Genomic DNA, 25,116 nt, shown 5'->3' with positions numbered 1-25,116 from the left:
GCCCGCTCTTGATTTTTTCAGGCGCTTTTTGCCTGTTTCGCAACCGTCAGGGAGGCGGCAGCCGCGTCGATACGTGCAAGACCCTCACGGGCCTCTTCCGCCGTGGTGACGAGCGGCGGCAGAAGACGGATGACATTGTCGCCCGCAGGCACGCCAAGCAGATGCTCTGCGCGCATGGCCTGCAGCAATTCGCCCGAAGGAATCTTCGCCTTGATGCCCAGAAGCAGACCTTCGCCGCGAATTTCGTCGATCACGTCAGGATAACGGTCCTTGAGCGAGGCCAGACCCTGCCGGAAGACCAGCGCGACGTCACGGACCTTCTCGAGAAAACCTTCGGAGAGAACGACGTCAAGCACGGCATTGCCGACTGCCATGGCCAGCGGGTTGCCGCCATAGGTGGTGCCATGTACGCCCGCCGTCATGCCGGAAGCGGCATCTGCCGTAGCAAGGCATGCGCCGAGCGGGAAACCGCCACCGATACCCTTGGCGACCGCCATGATATCGGGCGCAACACCGGTATGTTCATAAGCAAACAGCTTGCCTGTGCGGCCGACACCCGTCTGGACCTCATCGAAAATCAGCAGCAGGCCGTGCTCGTCGCACAATCCGCGCAGGATTTGCAGGAATTCCTTGCTGGGCGAGCGAATGCCGCCCTCGCCCTGGATGGGCTCGATCAGAAGTGCTGCAGTCTCAGCCGTGATGACGGCCTTGAGGGCATCGACATCACCGAACGGAACCTGATCGAAACCTTCGACCTTGGGACCGAAACCTTCGAGGTATTTCTGCTGGCCACCCGCGGCGATCGTCGCCAGTGTACGGCCATGGAAAGCGCCTTCGAAGGACACGATGCGGAACTTCTCCGGATGGCCCTTGGTATAGTGATAACGGCGGGCGGTCTTGATGGCGCATTCCAGGGCTTCCGCGCCTGAATTTGTGAAGAATACCTTGTCCGCGAAAGTCGCTTCCGTCAGGCGCCTGGCGAGTTTTTCCTGTCCCGGTACTTCATAAAGGTTCGAGACGTGCCAGACCTTCTCGGCCTGCGTCTTGATCGCATCAACGAGGTGAGGATGGGCGTGGCCCAGCGAGTTGACAGCAACACCGGCCGCAAAATCCAGATATCGCTCGCCGCTTTCCGTGAACAGCCATACACCCTCGCCGCGCTCGAAGCGCAGGGGGGCTCTTGAAAACGTATCAAACAATGGCGCGCCGGCTTCGGCCATGGCTGTATCACTCCTTGCGCAGATGCGCTGTCAAACTGTTGTCAATAGGCTTGCGGGGTTATCCCTCGCCTGAAAATCAAAATGCCGCCTTGCGGCGGCAGGGGCACTATTGTCACTTCGTTTGCCGATGTCAACAAAAGTCAGCGTTTCCCGGGCTTCTCAAGCACTAGTATGCGGCGGCGGGCCAGCCCCAAGGTGTTGCCTTTCAGACTCAATACGCCAGCAAGTTGGGGAAAACCGGAAAATCGATTCCAGATGATTCCCGCGACTCTTGCCACGGAGTCGGGCTGGCACTAGGTTAATCGCTAATTACTAGACTGCATTGCGGCGGAACTAGTCACCGAAAATCTGGCGGAAACCACGCTTGCGGCATGCGCGCGAGACGGAGAGGGATTCTGCCGAAAATACACGCGACAAGCGGAGAAGCGGCATGAACTGGACAGACGAACGAGTCGAAAAGCTCAAGAAATTGTGGTCCGAGGGCCTTAGCGCCAGCCAGATTGCAGCGCAGCTGGGCGGCGTCAGCCGTAATGCCGTGATCGGCAAGGTCCATCGTCTCAATCTGCCGGGACGCGTCAAGGCTGGCGGTCCAGTGACTTCGGCACGCTCCGCGCCGAAGCGTACCGCTGCCCCTGCACCGCGTGCGACGACTTTCGCAGGTCGCGTCAACGCGGCTCCGGCGCGCATCCTCACCCGTTCGAACGCGGCAACGGCGCTGCACGAGGAGATCGATATCGAGACCGCGCAGGTTCTCGATTACGTTCCTTCCAAGAACGTTGTCACGCCGATTTCCCGTCGCCTGACGCTGACGGAACTGACCGAGCGCACCTGCAAATGGCCGGTTGGCGATCCGCTGAAGGACGACTTCCATTTCTGCGGTTGTGAAGCGCTGGAATCTTCGCCCTATTGCAAGTTCCATGCGAAACTCGCCTACCAGCCGGTGAGCGAACGCCGCAAGGCTTGAGTGTTGCGGCACGCATTCAGCACTCAAAAATTACGGGCCTTCGGGCCCGTTTTTTTTGACAAAAATAAAGCCGCTTTCTGGGCGGCTTGATGGCAGGCCTCACACTTTCCCCTTACCATTGGGCGTGACCCTTCAATCCGGATTTCAACGCGCCGCCGATCTCCTACGGTCAAAACGGACAATGGCATCGAGTTTGGCGGATATTCATATTGAAAAAGCCCGAAACCGTTTCAGATTTCGGGCTTCCTGATTTTTTGGTGCATTACTTCGCCAGCGAAACTATCTGGTTTCGCTTCGCTCAGGCTTCCATCGAATATCCCGCACCACGCACCGTGCGGATGACATCCTGCATGTGCGAGAAATTCAGGGCCTTGCGCAGACGTCCGACATGCACATCGACAGTGCGCTCGTCGACATAGATATCATGACCCCAGACGCCATCCAGCAATTGCGAGCGGGAAAACACCCGACCCGGCGACGTCATCAGGAATTCCAGCAAGCGGAATTCCGTCGGGCCGAGGCGCACTTCGCGGCTTTTGCGGTGAACGCGATGGGTCTCGCGGTCCAGTTCGATATCGCCGCATTTGAGCACCGACGACAGAACTTCCGGACGGGCCCGGCGCAACATGGCCTTGACCCGGGCCATGAGTTCCGGCGTCGAGAACGGCTTGACGACATAATCGTCAGCGCCGGTAGCGAGACCGCGAACCCGTTCGCTCTCTTCGCCACGCGCCGTCAGCATGATGATGGGCAGGCGTTCCGTTTCCGGCCGCATTCTCAAGCGCCGGCACAGTTCGATACCGGAGACACCGGGCAACATCCAGTCCAGGATAAGAAGATCCGGAATGCGCTCCTGCAGCCTGATTTCCGCCTCATCGCCACGGGGTATCGTGTCGACGTCGTATCCCTCAGCCTCGAGATTGTAACGAAGCAGGACGCTCAACGCTTCCTCGTCTTCCACAACTGCAATCTTGGGCACCATATGCTGAACTCCGCAAGCTTCTGCTTGTCTGTTACTCGGTCACCGAACCAAGCGTGTTGGAACTGTCGTCCTTCGGACGCTCGCCCTCCGGCTGGCTGCCGGTGGTCATGTAATAGATCGTCTCTGCGATATTCGTCGCATGATCGCCGATACGCTCGATGTTCTTGGCGCAGAACAGAAGATGCGTGCAGGTGGTGATGTTGCGCGGGTCTTCCATCATGTAGGTCAGAAGCTCCCGGAAGAGCGACGTGTACATGGCATCGATTTCCTCGTCGCGTTCACGGATCGCATTGGCCTTTTCGGCGGAACGCGTGGAATAGACGTCGAGGACTTCCTTGAGCTGCACCAGCGCCAGGTCGGACAGATGCTCGATGCCGCGGGCGAGCTTGCGCGGAACGCCGGTGCCGGCGACAGCGATAACGCGCTTGGCCGTGTTCTTGCCAAGATCGCCGACGCGTTCGAGATCGGCGGCGATACGCAGGGTGCCGATGATCTCGCGAAGGTCTGCCGCCATCGGCTGACGCTTGGCGATGGTTACGATCGCCTTGTCGCCGATTTCGCGCTCAGCGTGGTCGAGAATGGTATCGTCCGAAATGACTTTCTGCGCAAGCGCAGCATCGGAATTGACGAGTGCGCGCACGGCGTCACCGCACATCTGCTCGGCAAGACCGCCCATTTCGGCGATGCGGCGCGTCAGAAACTTCAGTTCGTCGTCATAGGCAGACAGGATATGCGAATGGGTCGTTGTCTGTGTCATGGTCTATTCCTCCGGCTTGGCCTGCATGCGCGTGCCCAACAGCGGGGCACGGCAGAGGCACCAGTCTTGTACGGTTACGATAAAGCACCGGCCGGGGATCAGCCGAAGCGGCCCATGATGTAGTCCTGCGTGCGCTGGTCGTCCGGATTGGTGAACATCTTGTCGGTTTCGTTTTCTTCGACAAGATGACCAAGATGGAACATGGCCGTACGCTGGGAAACGCGCGCCGCCTGCTGCATGGAGTGCGTGACGATGACGATGGTGTAGTTGGTGCGCAGTTCGTGGATCAGTTCCTCGACCTTCGCAGTCGCGATCGGATCCAGCGCCGAGCACGGCTCGTCCATCAGGATCACTTCCGGGCTGACGGCAACCGCGCGTGCGATGCACAGACGCTGCTGCTGGCCACCGGAGAGGCCCGTGCCGGATTCCAGCAAACGATCCTTCACCTCGTTCCAGAGACCCGCTTTCTGCAGGCTATGCTCGACGATCTGGTCCATATCCGCCTTGTTGCGGGCGAGACCGTGGATACGCGGGCCGTAGGCGATGTTCTCATAAATCGTCTTCGGAAACGGGTTCGGCTTCTGGAACACCATGCCGACGCGGGCACGCAGTTCCACGACGTCGATCTGCTGATCGTAGATATCGTCGGTATCGAGCGTGATCTTGCCGGTGACCCGGCAACCGTCGATCGTGTCGTTCATGCGGTTCAAGGTGCGCAGGAAAGTGGATTTACCGCAACCGGACGGGCCGATAAGTGCAGTCACCGTGTTTTCGCGGACATTTAGGTTCACGTCGTAAAGCGCGCGCTTTTCGCCGTAATAAACCGAAACATCCTTGCCGATCATCTTGTATGAGACTTCATTCATTTTCTTGTCCAGCGCCTTTTCAACTGCTGCTTCCGACAACATGTTCATTGCTCTAGCTCCCTCTACCAGCGCCGCTCAAAGCGGCGACGCAACAGGATTGCGCCAACATTCATGAGAATGAGGAACAGAAGCAGGATGATGATAGCGCCAGATGTCCGTTCGACAAAGGCACGCTCAGCTTCGTTCGCCCACATGTAAATCTGCACCGGCAGGGCCGTGGACGGATCCATAGGCGTTGTCGGATAGTTCGCGACGAATGCCACCATGCCGATCAGAAGCAGCGGCGCCGTTTCGCCCAGTGCGTGGGCGAGACCGATGATGGTGCCGGTCAGAATGCCAGGCATTGCCAGCGGCAGGACGTGATGGAAAATCGTCTGCATCTTGGAAGCGCCAAGACCGAGTGCGGCGGCGCGGATCGACGGCGGCACGGCCTTCAATGCAGCGCGGGTGGCGATGATGATCGTCGGCAGGGTCATCAGCGTCAGGACGAGGCCGCCGACCAGCGAGGCCGAGCGTGGAAAGCCCATGAAGTTGATGAAGACGGAGAGACCGAGCAGACCGTAAACAATGGAGGGAACAGCCGCCAGATTGTTGATGTTGACCTCGATAAGGTCCGTCAAACGGTTCTTGGGGGCAAATTCCTCCAGATAGATGGAGGCCGCAACACCGATCGGCAGCGACAGCACCAGCACGATCAGCATCATGTAGAACGAGCCGATCAGCGCAACGCCAACACCCGCGGCTTCCGGACGGCTCGAAGCGCCGTTGACGAAGATGCCGGTATTGAAATGCTTGCCAAGCTGTCCGCTTTCCACGAGCTGGTTCATCCAGCCGAGCTGCTGGTTCGAGATACGGCGGTTTGCTTCATCCCCCGACATGTCGACCTGGCCCTTGAAGGCGCTGTCGACATCACCCGACGCCAGAAGCGTGACGCTGCGCGTGGTGCCGATGACGGACGGATCGGCGACGACGATATCACGCAGCTGGGTGCGTACGCTGTCGGAGATCATGACGTTGACGGCGCGAAGACCGGCCTTATCCGTCGGCGCGACGCCGAGAACCTTTGCCACCGCATCACGGGCGAGGACGGGATAGTTGGCCGTCATCAGCTTTGCCGGATTGGTTGCGCGCTCGTTCTTTGGATCGATGATCAGTTCGGAAAACTCGACCGGAACGGTGATCATCGTCTGCTGGAAGGCGGTGTGACCCTTGGATACGACCGACCAGAGCAGCAGAAAGAGGAAGATGAGGCCGAACGAGATTGCTGCCAATCCATAGGCGCGGAAGCGGCGTTCAGCTGCATAGCGACGCTTGATGCCGATATCACGGCGCGTGGCCTTGTTCACGGCGGCAGCACCGGCCGCCGGAGAAACGATGTCGGTCATTCATATTGCTCCCGGTATTTGCGCACGATGTAAAGCGCGTAGATATTCAGGCAAAGCGTGATTGCAAAAAGAGTTATGCCCAGCGCGAAGGCCACCAGCGTTTGCGGCGAGGTAAACTCAAGGTCACCCGTCAGCTGGCTGACAATCTTGACCGTCACTGTTGTCATGGGTTCGAAGGGGTTGAGCTGCAGGCGGGCAGCGACACCAGCCGCAAGAACCACGATCATGGTCTCGCCGATCGCACGCGACGCCGTCATCAGCACGGCGCCGACGATGCCGGGAAGAGCGGCGGGAAGGATGACCTTCTTGATGGTTTCAGAGCGCGTGGCGCCGAGACCGAGAGAGCCATCGCGCAGCGAACGCGGCACGGCGGTGATGATGTCGTCAGACAGCGACGAAACATAAGGGATCAGCATGATGCCCATGACGAAGCCGGCAGTGATGACGCTCTGCGCCTGGATGAAGTTGGCGTAGTTGCCTGTCGCAAGACCGCTGATCTGCGTGGAAATGTCTCGCAGGAAAGGACCAACGGTCGTCAGCGCGAAGAAGCCGTAGACGATTGTCGGGATGCCCGCGAGCACCTCGAGCAGCGGCTTTACAATCGAGCGAAGGCGCGGCGTCGCATATTCCGACATATAGATCGCCGAAAACAGCCCGACCGGAACGGCGACCAGCATGGCGACGAAACCAATATAGAGCGTGCCGGCGAGCAGCGGGATCAGGCCGAACTGGCCGGAAGAGTCGGTCGCACCGGCAGCGGCAAAACGCGGATCCCATACCGTTCCGAAGAAGAACTGGTGCGCCGGAACCATGGTGAAGAACTGGATCGCTTCTGAAAGCATCGAAAGGACGATGCCGATGGTCGTCAGGATGGCGATGGACGACGCGACGACCAGAGCCGCGAGAATGACCCGCTCCACCCTGTTGCGTGCCCGAAAACGCGGCGCGATTGAACGCAGTGCATAAGCGGCACCCGCGAATGCGGCCAGCAGCACGGTGGCGATCATGCCCAGGCGGCTGGTGGAGGTCATCGCATTCAGCGTCTGGGCGGCATCGACCATGAAACGCTGGGGTTCGCCGGCAATTGCCACGCCCTTCGATGCCAGAAGCGATCTTACCGCAGCCGTATCCGCATCAACCTTTGCGGTTTCTTCCGGCGTCAGACGCTGAAGACCGCGGGCGATGGACGTTACCATGCCGTAGGTCAGGCTCTGCTGCGCTTCGGATTGGGAGCGCACATCTTCGGGAAATTCGCCACGCACCGCAGAGGTAACGATCAGCGGGCTGATAACAAGCCAGATACAGAGAATGAGCGCTGCGGGCAGCACCGCCCAGACGACAGCGTAGGAACCGTGATAACCGGCACGGGAATGCATGCTGGAGGGACGCCCACCAGACAAAGCAACGGCGCGGCGGCTGCCGAGCAGATAACTGCCGATGCCGATCAACACCAGTATCAGCAAAAGGATCGATGTGTTCATTAGAGTTCCCTCGTCGTGCCTCAAGAGCACGGTGCGATATCGGGCAAATCAAAAAGTCATCAAAACGAGACCGCTGGACCATCCAGAGATGCTTGCCGCCTGACTGTAACAAAGTCTGGCAAGCGTCAAGGTTGATACATCCTATCCATCTGTAATCCATCAACAATTATGTGGACGGCGATGGATGGGAACTGTCAACCGTAGACAGCCGCCTTAAGCACAACGGTACCGGAGCGGAGAGAGGGGTGCGGCAGGCCGCACCCCTCCTTGTTTATTACATCGAAGCGCCGGCAGCGAACTTGGAGCGAATTTCTTCGCGTTCTTTTTCCGGAGCGGCAACGAGGCCGTAGTTTGCGAGCGGGGAGTCGGGGCCGATCATTTCGTCAGAAACGAAGAACTCGACATATTCCTTGAGGCCCGGGATAACGCCCAAGTGAGCCTTCTTCACGTAGAAGAACAGCGGGCGCGAAACCGGGTACTTGCCGCTGGCAACGGTTTCCGTGGACGGAACAACGCCGCTGACGGTCGCAACCTTCAGGCGGTCAGCGTTGTTCTCGTAAAATGCGAGGCCAAAAACGCCGAGGCCGGTCTTGTTGGCGTCGATGCGGGCAAGCGTCTCGGTGTAGTCGCCGTCGATGTCGACTGCAGCGCCGTCCTTGCGAACTGCAACGCACTTGGCAGCAGCCTGCTTGGCGTCGGTGATCAGCGCCTTGATGGCGTCGGTCGCCTTGGCTTCCTTGCAGCCGTCAGCCATGATCTTCTCTTCGAAGACTTCGCGCGTGCCGTGCTTGGAACCCGGAATGTAAGCGGCGATCGCTACATCAGGCAGTTCCTTGTTGATTTCCGACCACTTCTTGTAAGGGTTGGCAACGAGCTTGCCGTCCTTGACGATTTCAGCGGCGAGCGCGAGGTACAGATCCTTCGGCTCGAGCTTGATGTCCTTGTTGGAAGAGTCCATTGCGAAGACGATGCCATCGTAGCCGATCTTCACTTCCTGAACGTCGGCAACGCCAGCGGCCTTACAAGCGGCAAGTTCGTCGCTCTTGATCGGGCGCGAAGCGTTTGCAATGTCGATGGTGCCTTCGCCGACGCCGGAGCAGAACGCCTTCAGACCGCCGCCCGTGCCGCCAGACTCAACAACCGGAGCCTTGAAGTTCGGGAAAGTCTCAGCAAAAGTTTCGGCAACGATCTTGGCATAGGGCAGAACCGTGGAGGAACCAGCAACCTGGATCTGGTCGCGAGCAGCGGCGGCGCCAGCGAAGGCGACAGAAGCCACCAGAGCTGCTGCGGAAAATTTAACGAAGTTCATTTGTCTCTCCCGTCGTGGGCTTGTTTGTGGACGCAGCCGATAGCGGCAGACGCTCTTAGCATGCGCTCGGCGGTCTCTTCTTAACCACCGTAACCACTTCCTTTTATGTCACTTCGGTGAAAGATTTGTGACAGCCTAAATTATTGATTTTATTTATAAAATTTTTCGAAGCTAAAGACTGTAATGTACTCTATGTCAGAATCTGACGGTAAAGTCCGTGCCATTGCCCAGTTCCGATTTAATGATGAGGCGGGCGCGGTGGCGGGTGAGGATGTGCTTGACGATGGCAAGCCCGAGGCCGGTCCCTTTTTTGGAGCGACTGTCAGCGACACTGACGCGGTAAAACCGTTCCGTCAGACGCGGCACATGTTCAGCAGGAATGCCCGGCCCCTTGTCAATGACGCTCACCTCCACCGGCTTGCCGGGTTCGGCACGCAGCCAGACATCCACGACCTTGCCTTCCTGGCCATATTTACAAGCATTTTCAACGAGGTTCTGAAACACTTGCACCAGCTCGTCGCGGTCGCCCTGCACTTCTGCCGACCGGTCGGGCAGATGCAGCGTAATAACCACATCCAGCTCGTTGGCGAGTGGCAGCAACGCATCCCGGACATGGCCGATGACTGGGACGAGATCGACCTTCTGGTCCGGCGCAATATTCGCCCGCAATTCCAGCCTTGAAAGCGACATGAGGTCATCCACCAGCCTGCTCATGCGTGTGGCCTGATCGAGCATGATGGCGAGGAAACGTTCCTGCGCTTTGGGGTCGTTGCGGGCCGGCCCCTGCATGGTTTCGATGAAACCGCGCAGCGAGGCGAGTGGGGTGCGCAATTCATGACTTGCATTGGCAACGAAGTCGCTGCGCATGCGGTCGATGCGGCGAAGCTCCGAAACATCGCGGAACGACAGGATGTAGAACGGTGGACCCGCTGCCTCTCCCGCATCCGCCCGGGCAATGCGGACGATGAAGACCCGCTCTGAGGGAAAACGCTCGGAATGCTCGACCTGGTTGGGCTGGCCGGTGGTGATGGTCTCGCGAATGACATCCAGCAAGCCCGGCGAACGCAGCCGGGCGGAAATATGCGCGCCGGCCGGAAGCTGGCCAAAGGCGCGTTCCGCCGCGCCGTTCTGATAAAGAACGCCTGCGTTTTTATCGAGGATGAAGACCGGCGTATCCAGAACGGCCAGACCCGCCCTCACCCCGGAAATGACGTTTTCGCCGGGCACATCAGGCTCTTCCGCCTCAGCAGCTGCGGTTTCATCCTTAGCCGGCTCCTCCGGCTTTTGCCGAGCGGTCAAAATAGCGATGACGGCGCAGAGCCACAGGACGGCGGGCATGTAGGGCGTTTGCAACTCAGAAACGGCAGCAACGGCAAGCATGCTGACGACGAGAACAGGCAACCAGTTTCGGCCAAGCTTTTTCGCAAAAAGCTTCAATCCACTCTCGCCTTTCATGACTGCCATTTCAGCACACTTTCCACTTTCACCTGACAGCGCATCGGAGTCTCATAGGCCAGCTTCATGACAGAGATTCATCATCGCGTATTTTCCACAGCGTATATGCGCAAAATCTGCGCCGCAATCGTCACTGCGGTAGCACTCCGGCTAACCAATCCTCTTTCACTTGAATTATGCGGGTGGATATGAACTCATTGGCAGCGAGTTGCCTTTACACAACAACATCAGGAGGAAAGCATGGGCGAAGAAACGAAGAAGCGATCGGTGGAGATCACCATTGGCGGCAAGCTGCGCAGCTTCGACATCGACGATCCGGTTCTTCCCGACTGGGTGGAGGAAAAAAAGCTTTCCGCCGGAGATTTTCCTTACGACAAAAAGATGAAGCGGGAGGAGTACGACGCCACCCTCGAGGCGCTGCAGGTGGAGCTGGTCAAGGTGCAGTTCTGGCTGCAGGCCACCGGCAAACGGGTGATGGCAGTCTTCGAAGGACGCGATGCCGCCGGAAAGGGCGGCGCGATCTTTGCGGCCCACGCTTACCTCAACCCCCGCTATGCCCGTGTCGTGGCGCTGACCAAACCAACCGAGACCGAGCGTGGCCAATGGTATTTCCAGCGCTATATCTCGCATTTCCCGACGGCTGGAGAATTCGTCCTGTTCGACCGTTCCTGGTATAACCGCGCCGGGGTGGAGCCAGTTATGGGCTTCTGCACCCCGGAAGAGCACAAGCGCTTTCTCAAGGAAACACCACGCCTCGAAAAGATGCTGGTCCATGAGGGTGTTCATCTGTTCAAGTTCTGGCTTGATATCGGCCGCGAAACGCAGATCGAGCGCTTCCATGACCGTCGCCACAGCCCGCTGAAATGCTGGAAGCTTTCCGACATGGATATCGCCGCGCTGACGAAGTGGGACGACTACACACAAAAGCGCGACGAGATGCTGGAAAAGACCCACACCGATGTCGCCCCGTGGACGGTGGTGCGCGCCAACGACAAACGCCGTGCGAGGGTGAACCTCATTCGCCACATCCTCAATACGCTTGACTACGACGGCAAGGACAAAAAGGCGATTGGCGAAATCGACGACAAGATCCTGGGATCAGGACCGGGTTTTCTGAAATAAGACTGGAAGACGTCAACAAGCGCCCTGGCTGCGGCGCTTGTTCCCTCTTCTTGCTGGATTCTTACTGACCCGGCAAAATGCGCACGGAGTACAGGTTCACCGGGCGGGCATTACCATCGATATCGCTGTTGATGAAGATCTTGCCGGGCGCATTCGGGGCAAGCGAACGCTCGAACGTCGTGTTCAGCAGCATATCCGCACGCTCGGCCGTGGCCGTGAAACGGTGACGGGAGCAATCGCCCAAGGTGGCGAAATCGCATGCTACGGAAACCTGCGTTTGCCGATCGCTGGAGGATTGCAGCGTGATCGAGATGGTCGAGGATTTACCCGCCATGTCGCGCATCACTTCCACCGGAACCTCGACGCTGATTGCGCCGTCCTGAGAGACGCTTCTCGAGGTCACCCGTATCGCCTTGCCGGCGGGTGTGGCGATGTTCTCGACATTGGCGCGGGGGCCTGCCGAAACTCCGGAACTGCCGCGCTCCGCATTAAATACTTCCACCCAGTCGTCGGAAAAACCGCGGCCGGCGGAAAGACTCGGCGCGGGCTCGGTACCGTTGAAGTCCTCCGCCTGGACTTGTGCCGGCGGATTGGGCACGCTGGTATCGCGCTGCTCCGGCGTGAGCAGCAGGCCGGAGGAATAGACCCACCAGGCGCCGAAACCGACAAAGGCAAGCAGTGTCACGAGCATGAAAAGCCGGGCGAAAAGTCCGCGACGCTTGCGGCGCCCAACGGCACCCTCCGGACGAAACGCGAGCGAGGCGTCACCTGCGCTGGAGCCTCTTCTTGGCGGTTTTCCGTTACGACGTCCAGCACTCAGAGGTTCCGGAGCGGCAGCGGCGCCCGGCCGCACATCGCGCGTTTCGCCACGCAATTCCGGCTCGACGGCCATATCGCCGTGATGCTGCGATTGTGAGACGGGATCGACCGAGGGGCCGTCATGCGCCGCACTTTCCGGCACAGGCGGCCGCAACTGCTGCTCCACCCTGTCCAGAAGACGATTCCGCTCTTCATTCTCTATAACATGGATCAGGCTTTCGAGCCGCTGGCGCTGCTGGCCCACAATCTGCGGGTCGTCTATGCCCTGCTTGCGCAGGCCCGCTTCCAGTGCCTGACGGGACGATTGGTAAATTCGTGCACGAACTTCGGCGTTCGATCTGTCCGATTTTTCCAGAGCATTTCTGATTGCCGTTTCCAGTCCGCTCACGACCGATCCTTATTCTACTGCTCTTCGCAAAAAATATGTGGCAGTGCGCCATTGGTTTACGATTCGGTAACGGCTATGCCGCGCCTCCGCAAGCATCGTTTGCGATAAAGACCGGATTGCCTTGGGGAAAATCGATCCATTGTGGCGCTGCGAGCGCAGGTCTGCCAGGCCAGTGCGACGCTGTTTTCGCTTTCAATCCGCCGCCGAACACGATATTGACTTACGTGCGCGTAAACGTAATCCGTGGGAGGAGACATGCTGCCGTCCGTGCTGAAAGACAATCTGCGTCTTCCGGTCATAGCGTCACCGCTATTCATTATTTCGCATCCGCAATTGACGCTGGCACAATGCAAGGCGGGCGTCATCGGCGCTTTCCCGGCGCTGAATGCGCGGCCCGAAAGCCAGCTGGACGAATGGCTGGCAATGATCACCGAGGAGCTGGCCGCCCACAACAAGGCCAACCCCGAGCGCCCGGCCGCTCCTTTCGCCGTCAACCAGATCGTACATATGTCCAACCGGCGGCTGGAACACGATCTCGGCCTCTGCGTCAAATACAAGGTGCCGGTGGTGATTTCCTCGCTCGGTGCAGTACCGGAGGTCAATGCGGCCGTGCATTCCTATGGCGGTATCGTGCTGCATGATGTCATCAACGATCGCCACGCCCGCTCCGCCATCCGCAAGGGCGCGGACGGGCTGATTGCAGTGGCAACGGGTGCCGGCGGACATGCGGGCACGCTTTCACCCTTCGCCCTGGTTCAGGAAATCCGCGAATGGTTCGATGGTCCCCTGCTGCTGGCCGGCGCCATCGCCAATGGCGGCTCCATCCTTGCGGCACAGGCCATGGGCGCGGATATGGCCTATATAGGCTCCCCCTTCATCGCGACGCAGGAAGCCCGGGCCTCCGACGCTTACAAGCAGGCGATCGTGGAGGCACAGGCCAAGGACATCGTTTATTCGAACTATTTCACGGGCGTACACGGCAACTACCTAAAAAGCTCGATCGTCGCCTCAGGCATGGACCCCGACAACCTGCCGGAAGCAGACCCTTCCAAGATGGACTTCGAAACCGCCACCGGCGGCGCAAAGGCCTGGAAGGATATCTGGGGCGCCGGACAAGGCATCGGCGCGGTCAAGGTGGTGGAGCCGGTGGCTGACCTCGTCGATCGGCTGGTACGCGAGTATGAAGCAGCCAGACAGCGCATCTGCGCGAGAGGCTGAGGCCACTTATAAACAACGGGCAGGCAAAGCTTTTTTTTCGGATTTTTCGAAACCCGCGCATTCAAGGCTTGAAATCCGTCAGCATTGCCTGTATCAGCCCGCCATGAAGCTGATCCGTAACAAACGGGTCACAATCGGGCCGCTTTAGCTCAGTTGGTAGAGCACGTCATTCGTAATGACGGGGTCACGTGTTCGAGTCACGTAAGCGGCACCATTTCTTCCTAAAAAATTCATTTCCAACATTTAGTTGCCTTTGGCGCGGCGTTGTCCACTGGCGCAAATCGTCATTTGGCGCTGCTGCTGCAATCATAAAACCTTTGAAACCAAACAGGCTTCCGCACGTTGAGCAGCAAGTCGCAATCAAATGGAAAGCCTGCCATCGTGGATGTCCTTCGTATTCTTATCGCCATCATTCTTCCGCCGGTTGGCGTGTTTCTCCAGGTCGGACTTGGCCTGCATTTCTGGTTGAATATCCTGCTCACGCTTTGCGGTTACATTCCCGGCATCATCCACGCGATCTGGGTGATCCTGCGCAAATGAGATTTGCGCGGCATATGACGGGACAACCATCAGATGCGCACAATATTTTAGTACGTGATTAAATTCGTAACACCGACTGGAACCTCATCTTCTCCCTCACGTTATGGTGATGACACCAGCTAAGGAGAAAATCATGAACCAGATCATCTACATCGTGGGCCTCGTCGTCATCGTTCTGGCGATTCTGTCGTTTTTCGGCTTTCGTTGATCACCGTTGTCAATTCGATCGCTTGCGCTTATTCTAATCAGCGGTAACACACGGCTGCGTTCATGGGTTGCTTTGCTGTCGGGTGTATTTCGGGATCGCGTTGCTCTGGGAGGTGCACGATGAAGAACGAGAGATGGACAGAGCCTGTCGAGGTCAATCTCGAGGCGAAGGGCAAAAGCGTTATCGCCGGCCCGTTCGAGGCACTGATGTTATTGACGGAAGGCTGGCCCAAAATTCGCGGATTGAGTTTCGTTAGAGCCAGAAGCGCCTGCCGCGCTGCGCTTGATGGACGCAAATCGCCGGAGGAAGCGCGCAAGTGCTTTACCGATGCGGTTTCCGAGATGCAGAAAAATCCGCACTGACCAGACGACAAATGGCCCCTCGAAAGGGGCCATTTTCATGCTTGCTATATTTCGTTCGATCTACATCCAGTAAGGTGCGACGCCGTAGTAGTCGTAAACCTTGCGGTCTCGCGCATGCAGCAGGTCATCATCGTCCAGGTTGGCGAAGTGAGGCGCATTTTCGATCTGCTCTTTGGTAAGATCGATGCGATAGCCGTCAAGCTCTTCGTCATAATGCAGCTTTTCCCACGGCAGCGGATAATAGTCGTCGCCGATTCCGAAAAAGCCGCCGAAGCTCAAAACCGCATAAGCGACACGGCCGCCGCGTTTTTCCAGAATGATCCGCTGGATCGAGCCGATATGCTTGCCATCGGCGCCATAGACGCGCGTGCCTTCAACCTTGTCGCTGGCGATCAGGCTCGGTGTATCCTTGACGTAAGGGTCCTGCCCGGCACGGGGTTCTTGATGCAACATAACGTCTTTCCTCCTTGGTTTTTCCTCGTGAGTATTACGTCTGGTAAACCCCTCCACCGGAAATTCGTTCCGAAGCTTTTCGCGCGCTGCAGACTGAAGACGCGGATCAGGAGGCGCGGAAAAAGCCCTATTGGCGGATTTTTTGCCAGACGGAAGGAGAAACGCCGACCATTTTACGGAAGACGCGGGAAAAATGCGCCTGATCCGAAAACCCGGCTGCGATGGCGATGTCGGTCAGCGCCATGTCGGTTCGCATCATCAGGTCCTTGACCCGATCGATACGCGCCTGCATCTGCCATTGATGCGGCGGTACGCCTGTCGACGCCTTGAAGGCGTGGCTGAAATGGGATTGCGACAGGTTGGTGAGTTCTGCCAGTTCCTCCAGCCTTATCGACCGCAGGCAATGTTCGCGAATGTAATCGGTCGCCGCCCTCAACTGCCAGGAGGCCAGCTTGCTGCGTTTTTTGACCGGCTCCCGCTTCACCTTGAGGAAATCCGTCAACAGCGCCAGCACGAGGCTTTCGCCGTATAGATCGTGCAAAGGGTCTGGATTATCACATTCGGCGGCGATCAGCCGCGCAAGCACCAGCAGGCGCTCATCCTCGAACATCAGGTGCGGATCGAGCAACCCGTGCGGATCGAACCCCTGCACCAGCCGCGCCCCCAGCAATCCCGCATCGAAGTGCAGATCGAGATGGCGCACGAAGGAAACATTGCTGAGTTCCGCATGTACATCCAGGTCGGCCGGTACGAAGGAAATGCGGTTCGCTTCGGATGACGCGTAATTGTCGCGGCGGCTACGGTTCATCATGAACCGGCCATCATCCGTCCCATCCATATCGAGCAGGAAAACGAAACGCGGGTCCTTGCCGACATACCGGCCACCCGCCTTCGATGCGCAACGCACGTCCCAGAGATCGGCGACGATGCCGTTCCACACCCGCGAGCGTGGGCCGCCGATGACGGCAAAGCCCTCGATCTCATTTTCCATCCGAACGCGGAAAGCCATGGCCTCTCGATCCCGCAAGGCGCAAGGCGCCCCTATAAACATGATAAGATTATTCATGTTTATAGGGGCAAACTATTTTTCCCGCAACTACTAGCTACCCGTTACCACTTCTTGGAAAGCTTGAAGGTGATGGTGCGGCTGTCACCCCAGCCGCAAACCGAGACGCCGGCGCAACTCTTGACGTATTCCTTGTCGAAGACATTCGCGACGTTGACGGATGCCGTCCAGTCGTTCTTCTCGTAGCGGATCGCGGCATCGAAGACCGCAGCATCCGGAACACGCAGCGTGTTTGCCGCATCTGCCCAGGACTTGCCCTGATAACGCACGCCGCCGCCTATGCTGAGGCCTTCAAACGTATCATCGGTGAAGGCGTAATCCACCCAAAGCGACGCGGTGTGAGCAGGCACGATCCACGGCGATTTGCCGATCAGGTTAGGATTGGCGTCCTTGGTGATATCGAGATCGGTATAGGAATAGGAGGCGATGGTTTTCCAGTTGTCGGTGAGATTGGCCTTCGCCTCCAGCTCGAAGCCGGTGGACTCCACCTGTCCGAACTGGCCGCTCGTCGTTACGCCGCCGGCGGTATAGGAAACGATGGCGTTGTCCTTCACAAGCTTGAAGACAGAGGCGGTGATGCTGCCATCGAAGAAGGTCGGCTCGTATTTGATACCGGCCTCGAACTGATGTCCTTCCTCGGGTACGGCGGAGCTGCCATCCGCAAGTGTATCGATGAGCGGATTGAAGAAAGTGGCCGCCGAGACATAGGGCGTCAGGCCATTGTCGAATTCATAGGCAAGACCGGCGCGACCGCTTAGCGCATCGTCATTTGAGCGGCGAGACACACCCGCTGGCAGCCTGTTGTTCAGTTCGGTATCGACGTAATCGTAGCGCCCGTTCAGCGTTACCAGCCAGCCATCGCCGAAACGCAGCTGGTCCTGTGCATAGATGCCGATCTGCTGCTGCGTCACCACGTTATTGGCGTAGACGAAATTCGTTCCCTGCGTCGAACCATAGACCGGGTTGAGCGCACCGATCGCATTCGATCCGCAGCACGCCTGCACCTGATCCAGCTTGTAGTATTTATAATCGAGACCGAAGAGCAACGAATGGCTGACAGCACCGGTATCGAACTGGCCTTCGACGCGGTTGTCGACGCCGAAACTGTCGACCTTCGACAGGCCGTCATAACCAAAGCGGGTCAGCATATAGTCATTGGTGGTGGCATCGAGGATTGGCTGGCCATTGGCGTCGGTATTGGCCCAGCCGCCCGCATAGGGTCCGGTTTCGTGCTTGTAGAGGTGGCCGTAGCGGGCGTTTTGGCTGATCTTCCAGCCATTGTCGAATTCGTGGCTGACTTCGTAACCCACCATGGACTGGTAGACGCGACCATTGTCGATATCAGGCTCGCCATAAAAGGCTTTGCGGTCGAGCTTGCCAAAAGGTGCGTCAACCACAGTCCCGACATAGGGCAGGAAGCCATTGCCGACATGGACCTGATCCAGCGCCGAGAAATAGCCGTAGAGCGTGGCACTGGTCTGAGCATCCGGCTCGAAGGTGATCTGCGGCATGATGAAGCCACGCAGATCCTCGGAGTAGTCGGTGTAATTATCGCCGCCCGAGACCTTGCCAGTGACGCGGTATTTCCACACGCCCTCACCATCGATCTTGTCGCCGAGATCAAAACCGAAGAAAGCGTTGCCGAAATTGTTGATGCCGATTTCCGTTTCGCGGACTGGCTCATCCTGCGGGCGCTTGCGAACCATCTGCACGATGCCGCCGGGATTGGCGCCGCCGTAGAGCACCGAAGCCGGTCCCTTCAGCACCTCCACCCGCTCCAAACCATAGGCATCCATCTGGAAACCGCCGAAACCGTAGCTGAACAGGTTCAGCCCATCCAGAAACACGCCGGTCTGGGTTGCCTGGAAACCGCGAATGTAAAACCAGTCCGTATCCGGGTCGGTGCCGAAAGGTTCCGCCGTTACGCCGGGCGTGTAGCGCAGTACCTCGTCGATCTTGGTCACGACGCCACGGTCATCCATTTCCTTTCGGCCGACGACCGATACGGACTGGGGAATGTCCTTCGTTTCCGTCTCAGTTTTCGAACCCGTCGCGCTTTTCTTCGCAACGTACCCCCGGACCGGACCAGTGGCGTTTTCCGCGCCCTGCCCCTCGACGGTGATCTCACGCAGGACGGTCGTCTGCTGTGCGTGACCTACCAATGGCGCCATCAAAACAATGGCAGCCGTTCCCAAAGCCAGGCGGCCCAAAAACATCTCATGCAAATTTTTCAAGATATGCCCCGAAACAGATCACGGCCGACGTTTATACACGGCAGGCCGCAGCACCTCAATTAAGCTGAGTATTTACATCAGGATTAAGGCCGGATGCTTGTCATTTTCTGGGGAGATTTGAAGCTTATTGGCTTCTCGCAAAGTTTTGCGCCTGTCATTTATGGTGCAGGCGTCAGCCCTTGCGCCGCCCGATCCTTGCAAGCTGCATGACTGGCAGGATGCCGATGACGACGATCGCCAGTGCCGCAATCGACGCTTCCTCGTAGGTGCCACGCGCCGCCTCACCGTAAAGATGGGTTGCGAAAGTCTCGAAATTCAGCGGCCGTAACAGGAGTGTGGCGGGAAGTTCCTTGACGCAATCGACGAAGATCAGCAAGGCGGCGGCGGCCAGCGATGCCTTTGAAAGCGGCAGATGGATCTGTCTGAATGTCTGTGTTGCGGATCGTCCCAGCGTTCGCGAGGCGTGATCGAAGGATTGCGGGATACGACTCAGGCCGGCATCAACGCCGCCAGCCGCAATGGTGAGGAACCGCGCCGAATAGGCGTAAATCAGGGCCGCACCGCTGCCGATGAAAATGAGACCGGTGGATATGCCGAACCAGTCGCGCATGGTCTGGTCGACAAACCGGTCGAAGCCGCCAAGCGCAATCAGCACACCTATGGCGATGACCGTGCCGGGGGCCGCGTAACCTACCGTGGAAAGCCGGTAGGACCAGAGCGAGAGGCGTCCCGGAGCAAGGCGCATCGCGTAAGCGACCGCAAGGCCGAGGACGAGGGTGATCGCCGTCGCCAGTCCGGCAAAGAGGATGGTATTCAGAGCCTCATCGGCAAAACGGGACGACAGTCCGCTGAACCGGAAACGCTTCCATGCCTCGGTGACGAGATAGCTTGCCGGCGCCACGAAGCCGATCAGAACCGGCAGGCTGCCGAGCGCAAAGGCACCGCAAGCTTTAAGACCAGTGAGACGCACAGGCTCCAGTTCCCTGCTTTTCTGCGCCGACACGGTATAACGCTGCTTGCGCCGCGCCCATCGTTCAAATGCCACGAGGGCAACCACGATGAATAACATGGAAAGCGCGATCTGCGCCGCACCGGGCAGGTCGGATTTCGTGACCCATGTGGTATAGACCGAAACGGTGAGTGTTCGGACACCAAGAAATTCTGATGCGCCGATATCGTTCAGCGCTTCCATCAGGGCAAGGCTGATGCCGACCGCGACGGCCGGGCGCGCCAAAGGCACCGCAACCTTGAAGAAAGCCGCGCGTCTGGAAACGCCAAGCGTGCGTGCCGCTTCAAGCAGGTTGCCCGCCTGCGTGAGGAACATGGCGCGCACGGGAATATAGACATAGGGAAACAGCACGAAACCGAGCAGGATGATGCAGCCCGTCATGGACCTTATATCCGGCAGGCGGAATTCACGCGGGCTGGAATAGCCGAGCAGCCAGCGGATCGCCCCCTGCACCGGCCCGATCGGATGCAGGATATCGAGATAGGCGTAAGCGACGATATAGGTGGGCATGGCGAGCGGCAGCAGCAGCGCCCATTCCAGTATTTTGCGGCCGGGAAAATCATAGGCCGTAACCAGCCAGGCGGCAAATGTGCCGATAACACCGGCCAGCAACCCGACGCCGAGCATCAGAACTGCGGTATCCGGCAAAGCCGTCAAAATCACGCTCGAACCAAGATGGGACCACAGGCCATCAGACCCCTGCACCGCCTGCGAGACGAGTGCCAGAACCGGCAGCATGGCGCCGCAGACCGCTGCCAGAGACAGGCTCAGCCACCAGAAGGAGGATGAAAACCTTGGTCTTGCGCGGGGCATCAATGGCTGGACGGCGTCTGGATTCATGAGCTTCTTGAAAATACAGGGAAGGCGCCCGCGGATGCGAACGCCTTCCAACTTGTTGTCGCCAATTGGCCTTTACTGGTCGAAACCGACCTTGTCGACCAGCTCGCTCGCCTGTTTGCGATGAGAGACGATCTCCGTCAGCGACTTGTTGTCAACCTTCAGGGTGCCGAAGGAGGCAACGATGTCGTTGAGTGCTGCGCCCTGCCTGACCGGATATTCGAAGTTGGCTTCGGCATAGATCTTCTGGGCTTCGTCCGAAACAAGGTATTCCAGAAGCTTGACGGCTTCGGCCTTGTTCGGAGCGTTCTTGGCAACAGCCGCACCGCTGATGTTGACCTGCGTGCCACCATTCTTGAACGTCGGCAGAACGACCTTGATCGCGTCGCCCCACTTCACCTGCTCCTCGCCGCCCTTGCCCGAGCGCATCAGGCCGACATAATAGGAGTTGGCGATGCCGATATCGCAAATGCCACCGAGGATATCCTTGGCAACGTCACGGTCGCCGCCGCCTGCCTTGCGGGCCAGGTTTTCCTTGACGCCGGCAAGCCACTTTTCGGTGTCCGCTGCGCCATAGTGAGCGATGTAGTCGGCAAAGAGAGCCGTATTATAGGGATGCTGGCCGGCGCGAATGCAGATCTTGCCCTTCCACTTCGCATCTGCCAGGTCTTCATAGTTGAAGGAGGCAAGGTCGAGATCCTTCGCCGCATAGAGAACGCGGGCACGCATGGAAAGTGCGAACCAGTGGCCCTTGGCGTCGCGAAGTTCCGCCGGAATAGCCTTGTTCAGCGTTTCGGATTCAACCGGCTGGGTAACACCCTTTTCCGCGAGATCGACGAGATTGCCGGCATCCACCGTCATCAGCACGTCGGCAGGTGAGCTTGCGCCCTCGCTCAGAACGCGCTCTGCAAGGCCATCCTTGAGGAACACGGTGTTGACCTTGACACCGCTGGAGGCCGTGAAGGATTCCAGCAAGGGCTGGATCAGGGCCGGCTCTCTCGTGGTGTAGATATTCAGTTCAGCAGCGCTGACTGATCCCGCTGCAAAGGCGACCGTGCTGGCAAGCAGGGCAAGTTTGGCAAATTTCGTCATGGTGTGTCTCCCTCTTCGATGCGCAATATAGGGGGAGCAAACATCATACATGACGTATCAAATCAAGTTTTATTTGGCCGTTTTCAGACGGGTTTCGATCACCAACAGTTGAAAATGGAGCGAAAATAAACATGCAAATCCGCTCATTCAACTTCAGGTAAATATCAGGACACCCTTCGGATCGATGCCGAAGCGGACGGCCTTGGTCTTGGCGGGTGTGCGCTGCATCGTCCTGACGCGCAGGTCGGCTGGAAGGCCGGGAACGGCTATGCCGAGTTGTTCGATCTCGCCGAGGAACACACGACTTGATATTTCGCCGGCAATCCCGTCTTTCGCAGCGCTGTCCTCGATGATCGAAATCGCATTGGGGCGAACATAGGCGGTGGCGGCAAGACCTTCCGCCAGACCGGACGCATCGCCCAGAGGCCCGAGCGGCGTTTCCACGCGCCCCTCCCTCACCCTGCCCTCGATCTTGTTGAAGGCGCAGAAAAAATCGGCGGCGTAGCGGCTTTTGGGATGATCGTGGATTTCGTAGCCCGTGCCGCTCTGGACGATACGACCGCGCTGCATCAGCACCACACGATCGCCGGCGGAAAGCGCTTCTTCCGGATCATGGGTGACCATGATCGCCGTCGTGCCCAGTTGCCGCAGGACGCCCAGCGTTTCCTCGCGCACAGTGTCGCGCAATCCCCGGTCCAGATTGGAAAAGGGCTCATCCATCAACAGCAGGCCGGGTTGCGGGGCAAGGGCGCGGGCGAGGGCTACGCGCTGCTGCTCACCGCCCGAAAGCGTGTGGGGATAGCGCTTGGCCAACTCCTGCAGATGAACGTGCTCGATCATCTCCGCAGCCCGGCGGCGGGCCTCGGCCTTTGGCAATGACCTGAGACCAAACATCACATTCTGTTCGACGGTGAGATGCGGGAAGAGCGCATAATCCTGAAAGACGAAACCGATATTGCGCTTTTCCGGTTCCACGAAACCAGCCGGACCAGCAACGACTGCGCCATTCACACAAACGCTGCCATGATCCGGCGTTTCCACACCCGCTATAATGCGCAGCAGGGTCGATTTTCCACAGCCGGAACGTCCCACCAGACAAATGATTTCGCCGCGTTCGACGGCCAGATCGATATCGGACAATACATCCGTATCGCCGAATCTTTTTCCGACCGATTTCAGTTCAAGCGCTGCGTTGCCTGCCATTTCCAATCCTGCCCTGCTTTGCGAATTATGTTGATCGCTCAAATCAGGATTAAAGTCAAAAGGCGGGGAAAATAGGTTTCCATTCACGAGGTTGCGAGATGTTCGGCAGGAATATTGACGTTTACGTTAGAGTTAAATAGGCTTTGCCGATACGATGGACGTCAAGTGATTAGACGTCTATCATTCGTCATCGGGGAGCGGAGGAGCAGTCGATCCGGTGACGCCACATGCGGTTCCCTCAATCCGGCCATTACGCCGGTTGATTGGGGGTCTCATGATGATCAGGCAGCTTATGGCGCCTTTCATGCGTTCCATCGAACGCACGGCGCGACAGAGACTCTGGGAGGAGAAGCATGAGTGAATTGTCCCTGGGACATCCGGAAAATGTCAGCGCAGAGAAGCGCTGGCTGGCATCCTACCCGCCGGGCGTACCTTCCGAAATCCCCGCATCCGCCAATACCTCCCTTGTCGAACTTCTCGAAAAGAGCTGCGCGAAATTTGCCGACAGGAAGGCCTTTTCCAGCATGGGAAAGTCCCTGACCTACCGGGATTTGGATATTGAAACCCGCGCGGTGGCCGCATGGCTGCAATCCAGAGGGCTGGAAAAAGGCGACCGGGTTGCGGTGATGATGCCGAATATCCTGCAGAACCCCGTCGCCGTATACGGAATTTTGCGGGCAGGCATGATCGTGGTCAACGTCAATCCGCTCTATACGCCGCGCGAGCTGGAACACCAGCTGAAGGATTCCGGCTCAAAAGCACTTTTCGTACTGGAGAATTTCGCCCATGTGGCGCAGCAGGCGGTGCCGAAAACCGCCGTCAGACATGTGGTCGTTGCGGCCATGGGTGATCTCCTCGGCCTCAAGGGACATATCGTCAATCTTGTGGTTCGCAAGGTGAAGAAACTGGTGCCGGCCTACGCTATTCCCGGCTCCATCAGCTTCAAGGCCGTGTTGAAGGAAGGTCAGGGTTTTTCCCTGAAGGCGGTCCGCCTCCTGCCGCAGGATATCGCATTCCTGCAATATACCGGCGGAACGACGGGCATTTCCAAAGGTGCGATCCTCACCCACGCCAATCTTCTGGCCAACAAGGCCCAGATCAGTCTGTGGCTGGATGCCGCTTTCACCCAACGCAAGGACCGTCCAGAAGTCCTCAACTTCATCTGCGCGCTGCCCCTGTGCCACATCTTTGCGCTGACAGTGAATTCGCTGATGGGCATCGCGCTTGGCGGCCATAACCTGCTGATCGCCAATCCACGCGATATTCCCGGCTTCGTGAAGGAGTTGTCGCATTATCGACCGCATATTTTTCCGGGTATCAATACGCTGTTCAACGCGCTGATGAACAATGAGGATTTCCGCAAGCTCGATCTGTCCTCGCTCATTCTCGTTCTCGGCGGCGGCATGGCGGTGCAGAGGCCGGTGGCCGAGCGTTGGCTTTCCATGGTCGGCTGCCCGATCGCTGAAGGTTACGGGCTATCGGAAACATCGCCTGTTGCCACCGTTAACAGACTCGATGCCACGGAATTCAGCGGCACCATCGGCCTGCCAATTTCCTCTACGGAAATCGACATTCGCGACGAGGAAGGCAAAAGCCTGCCGACCGGCGAGGTCGGCGAGATCTGCATTCGCGGGCCGCAGGTCATGGCCGGTTACTGGCAGAGGCCGGATGAAACCGCGAAAGCAATGACCGAAGACGGCTTCTTCCGTTCAGGCGACATGGGCTTCATGGACGAGCGCGGCTACACCAAGATCGTCGACCGCAAGAAGGACATGATCCTCGTTTCCGGTTTCAACGTCTATCCGAACGAGATCGAGGAAGTGGCCGCCAGCCATCCCGGCGTGTTGGAATGCGCGGCAATCGGGGTTCCCGACGAACATTCCGGCGAGACCGTCAAGCTTTTCGTCGTCAAGAAGGATCAGTCGCTGACGGAAGCGGAACTCAAGGCCTTCTGCGCCAAAAGCCTGACAAACTACAAACGGCCGAAAATCATCGAGTTCCGAACGGAGCTGCCGAAATCGAACGTCGGCAAGATCTTGCGGCGTGAGTTGCGCAATCTGAACTAAAGGACGAGAGCCGGGTAACCGGCTCTTTTCTTTTCTCCCAGTCCATTTCTTTTACCGAAGTCGCCTTGATTTGGTCGCCT

General features: G+C 58.2%; 21 protein-coding genes and 1 tRNA gene. 7 read left to right on the top strand and 15 right to left on the bottom strand.

Annotated elements, in window-relative coordinates; translation table 11 throughout:
- Nucleotides 1–17: 17 nt before the first annotated feature.
- Nucleotides 18–1,220 (bottom strand): aspartate aminotransferase family protein, encoded by a 1,203-nt coding sequence (locus RBH71_RS14785; protein ID WP_003514925.1) that lies wholly within the window; start codon nucleotides 1,218–1,220, stop codon nucleotides 18–20.
- 430 nt (nucleotides 1,221–1,650) lie between these two features.
- On the opposite strand from RBH71_RS14785, the gene RBH71_RS14780 reads away from it, so the two are divergent.
- Nucleotides 1,651–2,184: a GcrA family cell cycle regulator gene (locus RBH71_RS14780; protein WP_003514924.1), complete on the top strand. Its 534-nt coding sequence runs from the start codon at nucleotides 1,651–1,653 to the stop codon at nucleotides 2,182–2,184.
- 298 nt (nucleotides 2,185–2,482) lie between these two features.
- Here the strand turns inward: RBH71_RS14780 and phoB are convergent, their stop codons facing one another.
- The 7 genes from phoB to phoR all read right to left on the bottom strand — a co-directional run bounded on the left by phoB (nucleotide 2,483) and on the right by phoR (nucleotide 10,419).
- On the bottom strand, nucleotides 2,483–3,166 hold the full coding sequence (gene phoB / locus RBH71_RS14775) for a phosphate regulon transcriptional regulator PhoB (protein WP_003493692.1): 684 nt from the start codon (nucleotides 3,164–3,166) through the stop codon (nucleotides 2,483–2,485).
- Between the two features lie 31 nt (nucleotides 3,167–3,197).
- The gene (gene phoU / locus RBH71_RS14770; RefSeq protein ID WP_003514921.1) at nucleotides 3,198–3,923 is read right to left on the bottom strand and encodes a phosphate signaling complex protein PhoU; all 726 of its coding nucleotides are present in this window, start codon (nucleotides 3,921–3,923) and stop codon (nucleotides 3,198–3,200) included.
- 98 nt (nucleotides 3,924–4,021) lie between these two features.
- Nucleotides 4,022–4,837, bottom strand: coding sequence for a phosphate ABC transporter ATP-binding protein PstB (gene pstB / locus RBH71_RS14765; protein ID WP_003514913.1), 816 nt, complete (start codon nucleotides 4,835–4,837; stop codon nucleotides 4,022–4,024).
- Nucleotides 4,838–4,851: 14 nt separating this feature from the next.
- Complete coding sequence (gene pstA / locus RBH71_RS14760; RefSeq protein WP_003514911.1) at nucleotides 4,852–6,174, bottom strand: phosphate ABC transporter permease PstA; 1,323 nt, start codon at nucleotides 6,172–6,174, stop codon at nucleotides 4,852–4,854.
- Entirely contained in the window at nucleotides 6,171–7,655 is a 1,485-nt protein-coding gene (pstC, locus tag RBH71_RS14755; protein ID WP_003514909.1) for a phosphate ABC transporter permease subunit PstC, read from the bottom strand. The genes pstA and pstC overlap by 4 nt, the downstream gene beginning before the upstream one ends.
- Nucleotides 7,656–7,929: 274 nt before the next feature.
- On the bottom strand, nucleotides 7,930–8,964 hold the full coding sequence (locus tag RBH71_RS14750; RefSeq protein WP_003514907.1) for a substrate-binding domain-containing protein: 1,035 nt from the start codon (nucleotides 8,962–8,964) through the stop codon (nucleotides 7,930–7,932).
- A 195-nt stretch (nucleotides 8,965–9,159) separates the two neighbouring features.
- Nucleotides 9,160–10,419, bottom strand: coding sequence for a phosphate regulon sensor histidine kinase PhoR (phoR, locus tag RBH71_RS14745; RefSeq protein ID WP_050923853.1), 1,260 nt, complete (start codon nucleotides 10,417–10,419; stop codon nucleotides 9,160–9,162).
- A gap of 240 nt (nucleotides 10,420–10,659) precedes the next feature.
- Here phoR and ppk2 point away from each other — a divergent pair, with 240 nt between their 5' ends.
- On the top strand, nucleotides 10,660–11,541 hold the full coding sequence (ppk2, locus tag RBH71_RS14740) for a polyphosphate kinase 2 (RefSeq protein ID WP_003514903.1): 882 nt from the start codon (nucleotides 10,660–10,662) through the stop codon (nucleotides 11,539–11,541).
- Between the two features lie 61 nt (nucleotides 11,542–11,602).
- On the opposite strand, the gene RBH71_RS14735 is transcribed toward ppk2, so the two are convergent.
- The gene (locus RBH71_RS14735; protein WP_003514901.1) at nucleotides 11,603–12,748 is read right to left on the bottom strand and encodes a hypothetical protein; all 1,146 of its coding nucleotides are present in this window, start codon (nucleotides 12,746–12,748) and stop codon (nucleotides 11,603–11,605) included.
- 255 nt (nucleotides 12,749–13,003) lie between these two features.
- Between RBH71_RS14735 and RBH71_RS14730 the strand changes: the two genes are divergently transcribed.
- From RBH71_RS14730 to RBH71_RS14715, 4 genes are all read left to right on the top strand, one after another.
- Nucleotides 13,004–13,966, top strand: a complete 963-nt coding sequence (locus RBH71_RS14730) for an NAD(P)H-dependent flavin oxidoreductase (RefSeq protein WP_003514899.1) — start codon at nucleotides 13,004–13,006, stop codon at nucleotides 13,964–13,966.
- Between the two features lie 138 nt (nucleotides 13,967–14,104).
- Nucleotides 14,105–14,180: transfer RNA gene (locus RBH71_RS14725), tRNA-Thr, on the top strand.
- A gap of 167 nt (nucleotides 14,181–14,347) precedes the next feature.
- Nucleotides 14,348–14,506, top strand: coding sequence for a YqaE/Pmp3 family membrane protein (locus RBH71_RS14720; RefSeq protein ID WP_003514897.1), 159 nt, complete (start codon nucleotides 14,348–14,350; stop codon nucleotides 14,504–14,506).
- Nucleotides 14,507–14,833: 327 nt separating this feature from the next.
- Entirely contained in the window at nucleotides 14,834–15,076 is a 243-nt protein-coding gene (locus tag RBH71_RS14715; RefSeq protein WP_003514896.1) for a DUF982 domain-containing protein, read from the top strand.
- Between the two features lie 60 nt (nucleotides 15,077–15,136).
- Here RBH71_RS14715 and RBH71_RS14710 read toward each other — a convergent pair whose 3' ends face one another.
- The 6 genes from RBH71_RS14710 to RBH71_RS14685 form a co-directional block, all read right to left on the bottom strand.
- The gene (locus RBH71_RS14710; RefSeq protein ID WP_003514894.1) at nucleotides 15,137–15,529 is read right to left on the bottom strand and encodes a PRC-barrel domain-containing protein; all 393 of its coding nucleotides are present in this window, start codon (nucleotides 15,527–15,529) and stop codon (nucleotides 15,137–15,139) included.
- Between the two features lie 127 nt (nucleotides 15,530–15,656).
- Entirely contained in the window at nucleotides 15,657–16,538 is an 882-nt protein-coding gene (locus RBH71_RS14705; protein WP_003514892.1) for a helix-turn-helix transcriptional regulator, read from the bottom strand.
- Nucleotides 16,539–16,639: 101 nt separating this feature from the next.
- Nucleotides 16,640–18,829: a TonB-dependent siderophore receptor gene (locus RBH71_RS14700; protein WP_075807505.1), complete on the bottom strand. Its 2,190-nt coding sequence runs from the start codon at nucleotides 18,827–18,829 to the stop codon at nucleotides 16,640–16,642.
- Between the two features lie 172 nt (nucleotides 18,830–19,001).
- On the bottom strand, nucleotides 19,002–20,678 hold the full coding sequence (locus tag RBH71_RS14695; protein ID WP_065659891.1) for an ABC transporter permease: 1,677 nt from the start codon (nucleotides 20,676–20,678) through the stop codon (nucleotides 19,002–19,004).
- 72 nt (nucleotides 20,679–20,750) lie between these two features.
- Nucleotides 20,751–21,767 (bottom strand): extracellular solute-binding protein, encoded by a 1,017-nt coding sequence (locus RBH71_RS14690; RefSeq protein ID WP_003514886.1) that lies wholly within the window; start codon nucleotides 21,765–21,767, stop codon nucleotides 20,751–20,753.
- A 153-nt stretch (nucleotides 21,768–21,920) separates the two neighbouring features.
- Nucleotides 21,921–22,970, bottom strand: a complete 1,050-nt coding sequence (locus RBH71_RS14685) for an ABC transporter ATP-binding protein (RefSeq protein WP_003514885.1) — start codon at nucleotides 22,968–22,970, stop codon at nucleotides 21,921–21,923.
- Between the two features lie 353 nt (nucleotides 22,971–23,323).
- On the opposite strand from RBH71_RS14685, the gene RBH71_RS14680 reads away from it, so the two are divergent.
- Nucleotides 23,324–25,036 carry a long-chain fatty acid--CoA ligase gene (locus tag RBH71_RS14680; RefSeq protein ID WP_003514883.1) on the top strand — a complete coding sequence of 571 codons (1,713 nt, stop codon included), beginning with the start codon at nucleotides 23,324–23,326 and terminating at the stop codon, nucleotides 25,034–25,036.
- Nucleotides 25,037–25,116: the final 80 nt, after the last annotated feature.

This window comes from Rhizobium sp. AN68 (assembly GCF_030758035.1).
GTDB classification, from domain to species: Bacteria; Pseudomonadota; Alphaproteobacteria; order Rhizobiales; family Rhizobiaceae; genus Agrobacterium; species Agrobacterium tumefaciens.
The sequence above is the reverse complement of the archived record's forward strand: the minus strand, read 5'-3'. Positions and strand labels throughout refer to the sequence as shown.

Bases quoted from the DNA above. Each gene is read 5' to 3' on its own strand.
- RBH71_RS14690 (WP_003514886.1), bottom strand. From the start codon at position 21,767: ATGACGAAATTTGCCAAACTTGCCCTGCTTGCCAGCACGGTCGCCTTT.
- RBH71_RS14695 (WP_065659891.1), bottom strand. From the start codon at position 20,678: ATGAATCCAGACGCCGTCCAGCCATTGATGCCCCGCGCAAGACCAAGG.
- pstA (WP_003514911.1), bottom strand. From the start codon at position 6,174: ATGACCGACATCGTTTCTCCGGCGGCCGGTGCTGCCGCCGTGAACAAG.
- pstB (WP_003514913.1), bottom strand. From the start codon at position 4,837: ATGAACATGTTGTCGGAAGCAGCAGTTGAAAAGGCGCTGGACAAGAAA.
- RBH71_RS14785 (WP_003514925.1), bottom strand. From the start codon at position 1,220: ATGGCCGAAGCCGGCGCGCCATTGTTTGATACGTTTTCAAGAGCCCCC.
- phoB (WP_003493692.1), bottom strand. From the start codon at position 3,166: ATGGTGCCCAAGATTGCAGTTGTGGAAGACGAGGAAGCGTTGAGCGTC.
- RBH71_RS14680 (WP_003514883.1), top strand. From the start codon at position 23,324: ATGAGTGAATTGTCCCTGGGACATCCGGAAAATGTCAGCGCAGAGAAG.
- RBH71_RS14780 (WP_003514924.1), top strand. From the start codon at position 1,651: ATGAACTGGACAGACGAACGAGTCGAAAAGCTCAAGAAATTGTGGTCC.
- phoR (WP_050923853.1), bottom strand. From the start codon at position 10,419: ATGAAAGGCGAGAGTGGATTGAAGCTTTTTGCGAAAAAGCTTGGCCGA.
- RBH71_RS14705 (WP_003514892.1), bottom strand. From the start codon at position 16,538: ATGGCTTTCCGCGTTCGGATGGAAAATGAGATCGAGGGCTTTGCCGTC.
- RBH71_RS14710 (WP_003514894.1), bottom strand. From the start codon at position 15,529: ATGTTGCATCAAGAACCCCGTGCCGGGCAGGACCCTTACGTCAAGGAT.
- RBH71_RS14730 (WP_003514899.1), top strand. From the start codon at position 13,004: ATGCTGCCGTCCGTGCTGAAAGACAATCTGCGTCTTCCGGTCATAGCG.
- ppk2 (WP_003514903.1), top strand. From the start codon at position 10,660: ATGGGCGAAGAAACGAAGAAGCGATCGGTGGAGATCACCATTGGCGGC.
- RBH71_RS14715 (WP_003514896.1), top strand. From the start codon at position 14,834: ATGAAGAACGAGAGATGGACAGAGCCTGTCGAGGTCAATCTCGAGGCG.
- RBH71_RS14750 (WP_003514907.1), bottom strand. From the start codon at position 8,964: ATGAACTTCGTTAAATTTTCCGCAGCAGCTCTGGTGGCTTCTGTCGCC.
- pstC (WP_003514909.1), bottom strand. From the start codon at position 7,655: ATGAACACATCGATCCTTTTGCTGATACTGGTGTTGATCGGCATCGGC.
- phoU (WP_003514921.1), bottom strand. From the start codon at position 3,923: ATGACACAGACAACGACCCATTCGCATATCCTGTCTGCCTATGACGAC.
- RBH71_RS14685 (WP_003514885.1), bottom strand. From the start codon at position 22,970: ATGGCAGGCAACGCAGCGCTTGAACTGAAATCGGTCGGAAAAAGATTC.